At 62.1% G+C, this 13386-nt stretch carries 11 protein-coding genes; all 11 read right to left on the reverse strand.

Annotated features, from left to right (window positions below):
• Positions 1-20: 20 nt before the first annotated feature.
• Positions 21-1736, reverse strand: coding sequence for a cation:proton antiporter (locus AC72UB_RS14285; RefSeq protein ID WP_505190362.1), 1716 nt, complete (start codon positions 1734-1736; stop codon positions 21-23).
• Entirely contained in the window at positions 1729-1953 is a 225-nt protein-coding gene (locus AC72UB_RS14290) for a helix-turn-helix domain-containing protein (protein WP_505190363.1), read from the reverse strand. The genes AC72UB_RS14285 and AC72UB_RS14290 overlap by 8 nt, the downstream gene beginning before the upstream one ends.
• Before the next feature lie 99 nt (positions 1954-2052).
• Positions 2053-4557: a cation:proton antiporter gene (locus AC72UB_RS14295; protein WP_505190838.1), complete on the reverse strand. Its 2505-nt coding sequence runs from the start codon at positions 4555-4557 to the stop codon at positions 2053-2055.
• A 107-nt stretch (positions 4558-4664) separates the two neighbouring features.
• Positions 4665-5180 (reverse strand): isopentenyl-diphosphate Delta-isomerase, encoded by a 516-nt coding sequence (gene idi, locus AC72UB_RS14300; RefSeq protein ID WP_505190364.1) that lies wholly within the window; start codon positions 5178-5180, stop codon positions 4665-4667.
• Positions 5177-6358 carry a geranylgeranyl diphosphate reductase gene (locus tag AC72UB_RS14305; RefSeq protein ID WP_505190365.1) on the reverse strand — a complete coding sequence of 394 codons (1182 nt, stop codon included), beginning with the start codon at positions 6356-6358 and terminating at the stop codon, positions 5177-5179. Before AC72UB_RS14305 ends, idi begins: the two co-directional genes overlap by 4 nt.
• The gene (locus AC72UB_RS14310) at positions 6355-7659 is read right to left on the reverse strand and encodes a BCD family MFS transporter (protein WP_505190366.1); all 1305 of its coding nucleotides are present in this window, start codon (positions 7657-7659) and stop codon (positions 6355-6357) included. The genes AC72UB_RS14305 and AC72UB_RS14310 overlap by 4 nt, the downstream gene beginning before the upstream one ends.
• Positions 7656-8564 carry a chlorophyll synthase ChlG gene (gene chlG, locus AC72UB_RS14315; RefSeq protein WP_505190367.1) on the reverse strand — a complete coding sequence of 303 codons (909 nt, stop codon included), beginning with the start codon at positions 8562-8564 and terminating at the stop codon, positions 7656-7658. The genes AC72UB_RS14310 and chlG overlap by 4 nt, the downstream gene beginning before the upstream one ends.
• Positions 8565-8641: 77 nt before the next feature.
• Positions 8642-9223 carry a bacteriochlorophyll 4-vinyl reductase gene (gene bchJ / locus AC72UB_RS14320; protein ID WP_505190368.1) on the reverse strand — a complete coding sequence of 194 codons (582 nt, stop codon included), beginning with the start codon at positions 9221-9223 and terminating at the stop codon, positions 8642-8644.
• A gap of 5 nt (positions 9224-9228) precedes the next feature.
• Positions 9229-10893 carry a magnesium-protoporphyrin IX monomethyl ester anaerobic oxidative cyclase gene (gene bchE, locus AC72UB_RS14325; protein WP_505190369.1) on the reverse strand — a complete coding sequence of 555 codons (1665 nt, stop codon included), beginning with the start codon at positions 10891-10893 and terminating at the stop codon, positions 9229-9231.
• Between the two features lie 157 nt (positions 10894-11050).
• Positions 11051-12430: a transcriptional regulator PpsR gene (gene ppsR / locus AC72UB_RS14330; RefSeq protein ID WP_505190839.1), complete on the reverse strand. Its 1380-nt coding sequence runs from the start codon at positions 12428-12430 to the stop codon at positions 11051-11053.
• A gap of 84 nt (positions 12431-12514) precedes the next feature.
• On the reverse strand, positions 12515-13306 hold the full coding sequence (locus AC72UB_RS14335) for a hypothetical protein (protein WP_505190370.1): 792 nt from the start codon (positions 13304-13306) through the stop codon (positions 12515-12517).
• Positions 13307-13386 lie beyond the last annotated feature (80 nt).

Here is a 13386-nt window from a genome sequence, read left to right on the forward strand (position 1 = left end):
GTCCATTTCTCCCGTGGCTGTCACAGGGCCAGACGGCCTTCGGTCTGGATTTCGGGAATTTCTGTTCGCTCGGCTTGGGGGGCGCCGCACAACAGATCAACCGCCCGATCCGCCGCGTCCTGAAATGGTTCAAGCACCAGATCAGCCCCGGCTGCAAACAGCTCGGCACTGTCAACCGCGCTGTGCGAGGCGGCGGCGACCTGCCCGCTGAACCCGGCGGCGCGCACCGATTGGATCAGCGTGCGGCGGGCATCCTCTTGGCTTAGGCCCGTCGGTTGGATCGGAACGGTCGAGACCACCCAACGCGCGCCGCTCAGCGGCAGTTCCGCCACGAATTCGGGATCGGTGGCATCGCCAAACTCGGCCTCAAGGCCCAAACCACGCCAGCGCCGCACCGCCTGCGGGTTGAAATCCACCCCCAGAACCGCAATGCCGCGCCGCTGCAGGCGCAAGCCGATGGCCGTGCCAAAGCGGCCCAGACCGAACAGGATAACGCGGTATCTGCTCGCCTTGTGCGCGCCGGCCTCGGTCGGCTCGCGCGGGGTGGCCTTGCGTTCGAACACACCAAGCAGCGGTTCAAACAGCGCATAGAGATGATGCGAGAAGGTGATCATATAGGTCGAGGCGGCAATGGTGACCAAACCGACCATGGTCACAAGGCCCAAGGCATCGTCGGCGATATGGCCCAGACTGACCCCCATCGCGACGAAGATCAAAGAGAACTCGCTGATCTGGGCCACTGTCAGCCCGGCCAGAAAGCCAGTGCGCTTGCGATAGCCAAGCGCCCCCATGATCGCCAGCACGATCAGCGGATTGCCGATGAGCACAAAGAGCGAAAACACCACCGCGCCCAGCATATGGGTTCCCAACAGTGACAGATCCAGCGTCGCCCCAAGCGCGATGAAGAAGAACAGCAACAGAAAGTCGCGCAAGGGCGCCAGCCGGGCGGCGATGGTTTCGCGGTAGGCGGTAGAGGCCAGCGCAACCCCGGCCATCAGGCCCCCCACTTCTTTGCCAAGCCCTACCGCATCGCCCGCAGCGGCAAAGATCGTTGCAAGACCGATGGCAAAAATCACCAAAAGCTCGGGCGCATGCGCCAAACGCTCGGTCAGGGGATTGGCCGCATAGCGCACAAAAAGCACCACCGCGGCCAGCATGGCCAGACCCGATCCCATCACCGACAGCACAGATCCGCCACCATGCCCCGCATCCGCCGCACCGATGCCAATGGCGGACAAGACGATCATCGCAAAGACGACCACCAGATCCTGCACGATCAAAAAGCCCAGCGCGATCTGGCCATGCAAGGCGTCAATCTCGCGTTTGTCGGACAAAAGTTTGACGATGATGATGGTTGACGAAAAGGTCAGTGCGACGGCGACATAGAGGCTGGTGATCGCATCAAGGCCAAGGCCGAGCCCGATGAAAAAGCCAAACAGCGCGGTAAAGCCCACCTGCCCCAGCCCAGTCAGCACCGACACCGCGCCAAGGGAGCGCACCAGCTTGACGTCAAGTTTGATGCCGACAAGGAAGAGCAACAGCGCAATGCCCAGTTCAGACAAAAGTCCGATCTGCGCATCCGATTGCACCACGTCCAGCGCCGAAGGCCCAGCCAAAAGGCCGACAGCGATGAAGCTGACGATTAAGGGCTGACGCAGCAGAAGCCCGATCAATCCAACACCGGCGGCCATCATCAAGAGGATCGCCACTTCGGAGAATGAGCTCGTCTCAAGCATTCATGCCGTCTTTCGCACGGTCTGACACCGCAGGCTGGCGGGGCGCGGTCTGGTGCCGCTCAAGAAACCGTTCCAGATCTAGGCTGGCGATGCGCCAGCCCTTGCCAATGTCGATCGCGCGCAGATCGCCTTGTTTGATCCAGTGGCGCACGGTGGCTTCGGCGACCTTCATGCGGTCGGCCACGTCTTTTACGGTTTGGTAGTGATCGAGTGGCATCGGTTGCTGGCTTTTGTGGAGGTTTGGTCCACTCTAGCGGCTTTCGACGCGGCTTTATTGACATCGATCAAGTCGGGCGCGGTTTTGAAGCCGTCCGCCTTATAGCTGCAGGCTTGCCACATCCAACCCGCGTTTCTCGGCGCTTTTCAGGACGGCGTCGCGCAGGCTTTGGCTGCGCTTTAGCAGGCGGCGAAAGCGGGGTTCATCCAGCACAAGCAGCGTGGTGTGGCTGATGGCGGTGACTTGGGCACGCGGGGTCTGGCGGCTGAGGAGCGACAACTGGCCAAACATGTCGCCGCGCCCTAGGCGCAGGCGATGCCCGGCCGTTTCAATCTCAACCGCGCCGGTGGCGATAAAGCACACCTCGCGCGGGGTGTCGCGCTTGCGGCGCAGCACGTCACCCGGTTGCACATAGCGGGTGCGCAGCGCGCGGGCGAGGCGTTTGCGGCTGTCATCGTCCATATCGGTGAACAGCGGGAACTGGCGCACCAAGTCAGATTTCTGCACCGCCAGATCAAGATGCGGGCGCAGATCGGCCTCATGGCGGGCGGTGGCCAGACCCTGCTGAAGCGTCGTGTGCAGCTCGGTCCCGATAATGCCATCGGCCAAGAGGATGTCATATTCCCGCTCTTCAAGCCGCAAGGCGATGCGGCGCAAAAAACGCCGTTCGGTCTTTTCGGCATAGCCGGGGTATTGCAGCCGCAACCCGTCAAGTGCGGCCTCGGTCTCATCCTCGCGGCGGCGCAAAAGCTCGTGCAGAAGATCGGCCACGCGCCGACCATGGATGCGGCGGATCTTGGTTTCGATATAGCTGTGCAGATCACGCAGCACGAAACGCTGGTTCAGCAAAAGCTCAAACCTATCCGCCGTCAAAAGCGCCAAGGGGCCCGAAATCCGCAGCCGGCTGTGCAGGATATTGGCCAGCAGCGCACGGCGCCCTTGCGCAAGGCTTAGGCGGCCCGCGGCCCGGTATTCCTCACGCCCCCCCGCCCGGGTGCGTTCGATCAGGCGGTCGGCGTCGGACAGAATCTGTTCCACCAGTCGCGGCGACAGCAGTTGTTCGCGGAAGCTTTCCAAGATCATGTCGCGTTCGCGCCCGGCCAAGGCCACCAGCCCCAGCGTGATGCGGTCGCGGTCAGGAATGTCATCCGCCGCCTCGGCCTTTTCAATCGCGCTGTCCATCCGGGCGGCAAAGCGTTTCGCCTCGGATCGCACGATGTCATGGGTCAAATCATGGGCGCGGGCGGTCTCGGCCACCTCTTCGCGCACATTCTGCAAGGCGACGGCGATGACTTGGCTGGAAAGCGCCCGGTCAATCGGGGCAAGCCGATCCAGCCCGAGATAAGAGATCACCCGGCGCAGCGTGGTGCCCTGCACCAAAAGCGTGAAGAGGGTAAAGCCAGTGGCCAGAATCCCGACATCACGCTTGACCTCGACCGGCACGCGGAAGTTTTCCGACACCGCGAGCGCCAGCGCCAAGGTCACCGCCCCGCGCAACCCGCCCCAGAGGATCGCCACCCGGTAGGGCCGATCCACCCGTGGCGAGAGGCGCACCATCGTCAGAAGCGGCAGGATGACGTAAAGCATGAACAACCGCGCCGAGGTGGCCGCCACCACGACCACCAAGATGAGGAACAGGTCATAAAGCCGCACATCCCCCAAGAGACGGGGTACAAGGAGGGCGGCGAGCAAAAAGATCAACGCCCCGGCCCAATGCGCCAGCACATCCCAAAGCTCTCGCAGGTTGGTCCAGTTGGTGGGCGACAGACGACCCGGCCCCAGATAGTTCAGCGTCATCCCGGCCATCACCACCGCCACGACGCCCGAGACGCCAAAGACCTGATCGGCCACGAGATAGGTGACATAGGGCAAGGCCACGCTGAGCGAGATCTGCGCCAATGCAAAGCGGCCGAGCCAGGTGAGAACCGTCAGGCAGACCCGCCCCAGCACCCAGCCAATGCCCAAACCCCCAAGGATCATCGTCGGAAAACCCACCAAGGCGTCTTGCAGCGTGGGGTTCGGCACACCCAACATGACAAAGGTCAGGAAAAACCCGAACAGCGCGATGGCGGCGGCGTCGTTGAGCAGGCTCTCGCCCTCGACCAGACGGGTCAGGCGCTGTGGGGCCGCGATATTGCGAAAGATCGAGACCACGGCCGAAGGATCGGTGGTGGCCACGATCGCACCCAACAAGAGGCAGGCGACCAGCGACAGTTCGGTGAACGGCAAGAGCGCCAAGCCAATGGCAAATGTCGACACCACCACCGCCATCACTGCCATGACAAGAATCGGCACCCAGTCATCCGCCATGCGCCGCAGGTTCAGCCCCAAGGAGACCTGAAACAGCAAGGTGGGCAGCAGCACATACAAAAACACATTGGCGCGGATCGCGACTTCAAGGCGTTCGGCGGCAGCCAGCGGATCGGTGAGCGGATCGCTGATCGCCGTGTCCGAGGAGAGCGAGGCCGCGCCAATGCCAATCAGCACGCCGATGATCGCCAGCACCACCGTATAGGGCAGCCGAAGCCAGTCGGCCAAAGGCTCGCTTAGGCTGATAACGATGAAAAGCGCGGCGACGATGCCGACAAGCGAGATCACATCCATACCGCCACTGTCACTTGCAGGGGCATGGTGAACAAGCATTTTTAGGCCAAACCGCTCGCAGGATTTGACGTTTCTTGGGCGTTTGCCCTCAATCGGGCGCGGGGCTTTTAAACCGCAGCTTCAGCCATGCCTTCGGCGAGATAAATCCGCAGCCATGGCGTGAACTTTTCGGGCGAGGCCTGAACCTCGGTCTCCAGCGCCTCAAGCGTGATCCAGCGGGTCTGCATCACCTCATCCGGGTCGGGCTGGGGCACTAGGTGGGCCGGCGCTTGGGCCGAAAACACCTCAACCACCTCATGTTCGGTCAACCCACCGCCCACGTCGGCGCGGTATTCGATGCCGCCACTGCGTTGCAAGGCCAGACCAGAGATGCCCAGTTCTTCGTGCAACCGCCGCGCGGCGCAGGCAAGATCGGTCTCGCCCCAACGGGGATGGGTGCAACAGGTGTTCGCCCACAGCCCCGGCGTGTGGTATTTGCCCATGGCCCGGCGTTGCAGCAAAGCCTCGCGCCCGCGCATGACAAAGACCGACACCGCCTTGTGACGCAGGCCGCGCTGATGCACCTCAAGCTTTTCCACTTGGGTCAGGGTGCCGTTTACCCAAGCCGGGATCATCTCGCTCATGTGTGAACCGGCGAGACGATGCCCAGCAGGTGGGACAGGTTCTTGAAGCCGATCTTAAGATGCGCAAACGGACGGGCGCGAACCAGTTTCTTGTTCATATAGGCCTCGAACGTCAGCCGCTGCACGTCGATGTCATGGCACAAGCTGACAAAGCGCTCGCGGCGCTCGTCGGATTTGTAATAGGCGTCCTGCATCGAGCGCAGCACACGGAACACCATTTTATGCTCTTTCATGAAAAGCTTGCGCGCCAATTGCAGGTCTTTCACCCGACCCGAAGCGAGCATGGCCTGCGCCGCCGTGGCCGCCACGCGCCCGCCGACCATGGCGTAATAGATCCCTTCGCCCGACGAGGGTGCGACAACCCCAGCAGCATCGCCTGCCAGCACGACATCACGGCCATTGTCCCAGCGGTCCATCGGATGCAGCGGAATGGGGGCGCCTTCGCGGCGGATGGTTTCGCAGCCCGCAAGGCCCGAGGCGGCCCGCAGATCGGCGGTGGCCTGTTTCAGGTCAATCCCGTCAATCCCGGTGCCCATGCCGACGCTGGCCTGATCGCCATGCGGGAAGACCCAGCCGTAAAAGTCGGGGCTGATGCGACCATCATAGATCACATCGCAGCGCGCAGGGTCATAGGCGGCATTGGCCGGAGGGGCTTTGATGATCTCATGATAAGCGATCACATAAGGGATCTTGTCACCGCCCGGCACTTCGGTTTTGGCCACGTTGGACCGCGCGCCATCGGCCCCAATCACCAGACGCGTGGTCAGGCGTTGTTCTTCACCGCTGGCTTTGTCCCGGTAAATCACATGGGTGCCTGCCGCATCACGCTCGATCCGCAGATAGGTGCCGGTGAGGCGTTTGGCCCCGTGGCCCACCGCGCGCAGGCGCAGGAATTCATCGAAATGCTCGCGGTCGACCATGCCGACAAAGCCGTTTTCAATGGCGATGTCCACCGCCCGTCCCGTGGGCGAGATCATTCGTGCGACGTTGATCTGTGCCACGATCTGGCTGGAGGGAATGTCAAAGTCTGAAATCATGCGCGGCGGCACGGCCCCGCCGCAGGGCTTGATCCGCCCGGCCCGGTCGAGCATTGCCACCTTGCGCCCTGCACGGGCGAGATCATCTGCCGCGGTCGCGCCCGAAGGGCCACCGCCGACCACCACAACATCATAGATCATGCACTATCCCCCTGAAATCGCTTAATGTCAGGCGCGACCTGACCCGCCCCGATGATTTGCGCCGCCATCACAGCGGCGATGCCGAACAGGCCGGCTTCCAGCGTGAACACCAGCCCGAAGGCGGTGGCGTCATCAGTCAAGTGGCGCGCGATATCGACCGCCGCCGCACCGACGAGCCCGCCAAGCCCCGCTGCAATGGCCTGTGACGCGCCCCAAAGTCCCATGCGCGTGCCCTCACGCGCCTGCCGCCCCTCACCCGCCAAGGCCATCATCGACCCAATGGCGGCGACCGCAAACATGCCGTTGAAGAGGCCGAGCGCAACGGTGGCCGGCAGCAAGAGCGTGCCCCCTTGCGGGATCTGGCCCAAAGCGGCCAGCGTCAAAAGCGCCAGTGCCGAACCGAGGCAGCCGGTGATGATCCAGACCCTGAGCGAGCCGATCTTGAACCCGGTGGCGGCAATGCCGACCAGAAGCATTCCCACGAACACCCCGCCGTTCTGCGCGCCCGAAAGCGCGGTCGATTGCCCTGGCGTCAGGCCGAAACTCAGGCCCGCATAGGGCTCTAGGATCAGTTCCTGCATGAAATAGGCGGTCATCGACAGGAAGATGAACAGCGTGAAATGTCGGGCACGGCGTTCGGCCCAGATCTCGGCCAGACCCACGCGGAAGGGCACGGCGCGTTCAAGCGTCGCCGGGGTCGCACTGCGGTGACGCCGCTCGATGCCGTAGACCGCGAGCGTGGTGACAACCACCGCCGCCACCCCGACCAAGGCCACCAGTTCCAGCAACAGTTGCGGCGAATAGGGGTCGAGCGCCTTGCCAACGACCGTGGCCGTAACGGCAATGCCGAAAATCATCATCAGCCATGTGATCGTCGCCGCCGCCGCGCGTCTGCGCGGATGGGTGGCCGTGGCCAAAAGCGCCAAAAGCGAGGTGCCAGAGGCGCCAACCCCCAGCCCGATCAGCGCATAGGCCAAGATCGACAGCACCAGACCAGCGAGATAGGCGGTCTGCATCCAAACCATGCCCAGCGTCGCCAAGAAGGCGCCCAAGGCCAAAACTGCCATGCCAAGGATCACAAACGTCGTGCGGTTCCCGCGCGTGTCTGACCGAAAACCCCAATTGGGCCGGGTGATCTGGATGGCATAATGCAGCCCAACCAGAAGGCCCGGCAGCACGGCAGGAAGTGCCAGTTCCACCACCATCACCCGGTTGAGCGTCGAGGTCATCAGAACCACCAGCGCGCCAAGGCACAGTTGCACCAGCCCCAAGCGGAAGATGGAGAGCCACGACAGCGTCATGGCATGTCCCCAATGCTGCGCAGCGCGAAGGCGGCGATCATCATGCCGCTGACATACATGCCGATGCCCGTGGCATTGTACCACGGCGCCTTGCCCTTGGGGTCGGCCAAAAGGGTCTTCATGGCCCAGAACTGCGCGATCAGCAGCACCGCGATGGCCAAGGCGTGCCACGGGCGGCCCCAGACCAGCAAGAGCGCGATCACCAGAGCTTGGGCCAGCGCCATGACGGTGCAGGCCAGACGCGCCGCGACATCCGGGCCGAGCGTCACGGGAAGCGAGCGCACGCCATGCTGGCGGTCACCTTCCAAAGCTTTGAAATCATTCAATGTCATGATGCCATGGGCACCAAAGGCATAGAGGAGCGCGATGGTCACAATCTCGAAAGACGGAACCCCCGCCGACAAAACGGCCGCGCCCGTGAACCACGGCAACCCTTCATAGCACAGGCCCACCAGCCCCGGCCCCCACCAGCCTGAGCGCTTCAGGCGCACCGGCTCGGCCGAATAGGCCCAAGCGGCAAGAACGCCCACTACGGTCGCCGCAAAGCCCCAAGGCCCCAGAAACCAGCCCATCACCAACGACAAAACCGACATCGCCAGCGCAATCCACAACCCCCAGCGGCCCGGAATGCGGCCCGAGGGGATCGGACGGTTTGGCTCATTCACCGCATCCACATGCCGATCGCACCAGTCGTTGGCGGCCTGTGACATGCCGCAGACCACCGGGCCTGCCAGAATGATGCCCAAGATCACCAAAGACAGCGCCGCCCAAGGCGAGGCCCCAACCGAAACCACCCCACACAGATAGGCCCACATTGGCGGGAACCATGTGATCGGTTTGATCAGCTCCAGCATCGCGCGGGGCTGAGGATAGGGGGTGGAGTGTAAGGTTTGTGATACGGTCATGTGTCAATCTAGCATTACATCTTTGAGTCGGGCAAGACCAGAGTTCAGCCCTGAGCTTGGCCGCTGTGCCCGGCGGCCTAAGCCGTCGGACCGATCTCAAAGCGGCAGGCGGCATTCCCACAGGCGCAGCAGGCGGTCTCTGTCACCCGCGCGGAGGGCCAGACCAGCGTCGCGTAAAGCCGCTCGAACACCGCGGCGTGCCAATGATAGCTGGGGGCATCCTTGGCCCCACAAGCTAAGGGATTGGCGGTGATGGCCACGGTCAGGGGGCGTTGGCCTTCAACGGAAAACCCGCCAGACCCGGTAAAAGTCCAGGCATGCTTGCCAATCGCGGCGGTCAAAAGCCGCGCTCCCAAAGGGCCGGGAAGTGCGCGGATCAGGGCTTTGGCCGGGCGCGGAATTCGGTTGGCGAGAATGTAGTCAGCCGTCGCAAGACCTGCTGCGCGCAGCAGCCCGGTGGCAAGATCGGGCTGCGCCTGCGCCACGGCGCGGTGCAGCCGCGCCACCTCGGCCTCGGGCCACATGCCTGCATCCGGTGGCGGCACCAGCACTTCGGCGCGGGCAAAGAGTGCCACGCGCTCGGCCACCCCAAGCGCGCGGTCCAGCACCGGCACCAGCTGCAACAGCGCGTTGGGACCAATGCGGGCGGTGTGATCCACCGATGCTACTCCGCAGGTTCGCGCAATTGCTGCTTGCCACCGCCACAAGCCATGACAGGGCCCGCATCAGACGGCAGTTGGAAAGCCCCCGCTGCGCGCTCTTTGGTCTGGGCGCGCACGGCCAATTGGCGTTCGCGGGCGCGGGCGGCACGGTCTGCGGTGGCGTCCCAATCCTGCATCTGCGCCTCGGCGATGGTGCGGGTCTCGTCAAAGTGGAAATCCACCTTGCCCTTGGATTGCGGGCCCCAATAGCCCGCCTTGCCAAGGTCATAGAAGGTGCGCCCCACCCCGGCCTTGAGGAATGCCTTGAGGCAACCGAGAAGATATTTGCGACGAAAGCCAGTGCCGCGCCAAGGGTAATGGAACAGCGCTTTTCGCATGTAGAAGCGACGATAGTTCTTCATCACCCCATTCAAGAGCTCGCCCCGCGTCATGGCGGCGGGTTTCATGATGGGGGTGACGAAGTTGTATTTCGAGAAGTCGAACACCTCGACCTGATCGCGCAATTCTTGAAACAGCGGCGTGAAGGGCCATGGCGTGTACATCGCCCAATTGGCAAGATCCGGCTGCCAATCCCACGCCATCTGGAAGGTTTCTTCCAGCGTCTCGGGCGTCTCATTGTCCAGCCCGACGATAAACTGCGCTTCGACGAAGATGTCAGCGTCGCGCAAGAGCTTGATTGCCAGCTTGTTGTCGGCAACCGTGGTTTCTTTGTTGAACTGATCCAGTTTCAACTGCGCCGCCGCCTCGGTGCCCAAGGACACATGCACCAGCCCCGCGCGCCGGAAAAGCGGGAGCAGGTCTTTGTCGCGCATGATGTCGGTGACGCGGGTGTTGATGCCCCATTTCACCCGGTCCGGCAGGCCGCGCGCGATCAGCTCCTCGCAGAATTCAATGAACTTGCGGCGGTTGATGGTGGGTTCTTCATCGGCGAGGATGAAAAAGCCAACCTGATGGTCATTGACCAAGCGTTCAATCTCGTCGGCCACCTTTTTCGGGTCGCGCACGCGGTAATCGCGCCAGAATTTCCACTGGCTACAGAAGGAACAGGTAAAGGGGCACCCCCGCGCCATGTTGGGAATGGCGACGCGCACGCCCAGCGGGGTGTAGAGGTACTTGGACCAGTCGAGAATGGTCCAATCAGGATCAATCCCATCCAGATTTTTCACAGTCGAGGCGGCGGGGGTCGCCACGATCTCGCCCGCATCCATAAAGGCCAAGCCCTTGATCTTGCGCTTGTCCTCGGGCCAGCGGCCATCGCGGCGGGCTTGCATCAGGGCGGTCATGATTTCCTCGCCCTCGCCGCGCACGATGACGTCGACCCACGGCGCTTCGGACAGGACTTGGCGATACATGAAGGTGGCGTGAATGCCGCCCAGAACGCGCAAGGCATCCGGCACCACCTCGGCGGCGAGTTTCAGCACCTCCTCGGCGACATAGATCGCGGGGGTGATGGCCGTGGTGCCGACCACATCGGGCGCAAGGTCGATCATGCGTTGGCGCAGGTCGTCTTGCGTCACATTCTCGGTCATCGCGTCGATGAAGTGAATGTCACTGAACCCCGCCGCGCGCAGCGAACCGGCCAGATAGGCCACCCATGCGGGCGGCCAGGTGCCGGCAATCTCGGCACCGCCAGAGTGATAGTTTGGATGAATGAACAGGATGCGCATCGGGGCCTCCAAAAGTGTAAATTCAGTGTTACACTTTTTCCGACCGATCAGATTGACACAGATCAACCGAGCTTGGCCGCAAGCCAATTAAACGACAAAGCGCCCCAGAAGGGGCGCCTTGCGGATCGAAAAAAGGCCGAGGCCGCTCCGCCTAAGGTCAATCGTCCTTGGCCAAAAGCCCGAACTTGCGCAGCTTGACGTACAAGGACTGTCGCGACAGGCCCAGCATCTCGGCCGCCGCCACCCGGTTGTTGCGGGTCAGATCCACTGCGGTCTGGATGCACATCTTTTCAACGACTTCGGTGGTTTCAGCCACGATGTCTTTGAGCGTGGACGACCCCACAAGCTCAATCACCGAGCGCATGCCATCGGGGCCCGTTGCCATATCGGTGCGCCGCAAAATCTCGGTCCGGCTGGCATCACGGATGATCAAGCCAAAACCGGGCTTGGGCCGGTCATTCAGATAGGTGGCGGAAATTTCAACCGGAACCTGACCGTTGAATTCATTCAACACCTTCGTCGCATAAAGCCGCAATTGCCGCGCGCGCTTGGTGTTGTCCAAGAGCACGCGCAGATCAACGCTGCCGCGCGCCAAGAAATCGGCCATCGACCGGCCGCGCACATTGGCCACATGCGAGGAATCGGTGAGCTTCAGGAAGGCTTCGTTGGCGGCGGTGATGATGCCGTCATCGTCCAGAAGCACGATACCATCGACCCCTTCATGGAACAGGCGTTCGAGGTTTTCAGCCGTTTCATTCTGCGCCCGCGCACCGTGATCGGTGGTCTCAATCCGGCACAGCATGAGCCGCTCACCGGCCGCACGGAACAGCTTGGGGATCACGCGCAGCTTGCGCTGCGACCGGCGCGCGACCAATTCAACCGGGCTGACCGAATTGGCCGAGGCGATGTTGGTCAGGCTTTCCAAAAACTCACTGCGACGGCGGCCTTCAAACTCTTGCGCAATCGCGGCGCCAACCAACTCTTGGCGCGACCCGCCCAGCATGACAGCCGCTGATGCGTTCAGATCGGCGATCCGGCCGTTGTTCATGGCCACCAGCACAACCGCGTCGCGGGTGGCATCCATCAAAACCCGATAGCGCGTGTCCATCTCGCGCTGGGTTTCATAATCGCGCTCGAGCACGATCTGGGCCATGACCAGCTGCTGCTGCATCTCGGCGATCGGCCGCAAGTCGCGCCCCAGCATCAAGATGGCCTTATCCGGCCCGATGCAATGCATGGTGTAGCGGATCGGGAACTCGGAAATCACCTCATCCACATGGTTCAACTCGACCGCGACGGTGCGTGCGCCCGGAGCCTGCAATTCCTCCAAACGACGCTGGAATTTCACAAGACTTTCGGATGTCATGATCTCAGAGGCCTTGCGCCCCACCCAATGCGACAGCCGCCCGAATGAGGCGTGATGCGGGTTAGGGAGCACGCTGATCACATGCCCATCGGCCGAAACCACAAGTGATATATCACCCGCAGTCGCAACAATGTCGGACAGCAATTCAGGGTCAATGAGCGGCATAGACATGCCAGCCAGAAGTTGGTTCGAATCCGTATTCACGAGTTGTTCGCCTCGTTTGCCGTCTACCCGACAATTCGGGACAACGGAGAGTTAAGCACGTTTAAGCGTGCGCAAAGCGTCTTGCTTGAGACCGATAGCCTCAAGTGCGGCGCCGATGTCATTGAAGGCATGGTCAGCACCTGTGCATGACGCAACATCCTCCACCGTCGACATCACAGCCCCCCCGATCAGAATTGGTGTTGAAGGGGAACGGATTGATTTCAAGAATTTTACGATATTTGACGCCAGGGGCAATTTGCCCTCGGTGCCGACAGAAATCATGATGCCATCGAAACTGCGCGTCTCCAGCAGATTGCGCAATTCGTCCAAGCTTGGTCCGATCCGGAGACAAACCGACACACCAAAGCGCCGCATCTGCCCCATGGCAACCATCGGGCCAAGTGTGTGCTGCTCTTGGTCGGGCAGTATGAGCAGAATGGTGCCATACCCTATATCGCCAGACTGGTCGGCAGACCATGCATTCCCGATCTCTCGCAACAGGCTTTGCAGCCGCCCGACACCGATTGAGACCTCGAGCCAAGACATCCTGTCTGCATCCCAAGACTCGCCCATCCGCCGCGCCGCTTCGGGAACATACACGTCGGCAAGCGCTGACAGCGAAATGCGCGTGCGCCGCACCTCGGCCAAGAGCTGTTCGAAGGCGTGATCGGATCCCGAAACCGAGGCCGTGATCATCGCTTGCACCAAAGGCTCGCGCAGTTCCACCGAACCGCGACTGTTGCGGTCGACCAGCAACGAGACCACTTGCGAGGCAAAGTAGTTCACACCGGTCAAATTCCGCGGGGGCGTACGAATTTCCTCGTGAGACAGAAAATCTTGCATTCGTCCTGCTCCGCCCAAGGGAACCCGCAAAGCCATTGACTGAGTCTGTCAGCACGACCGGGGACATCTGCGTAACAGTC

The organism is Allotabrizicola aquatica (SeqCode), from assembly GCF_965194375.1.
Taxonomy (GTDB): Bacteria; Pseudomonadota; Alphaproteobacteria; order Rhodobacterales; family Rhodobacteraceae; genus Tabrizicola_A; species Tabrizicola_A aquatica.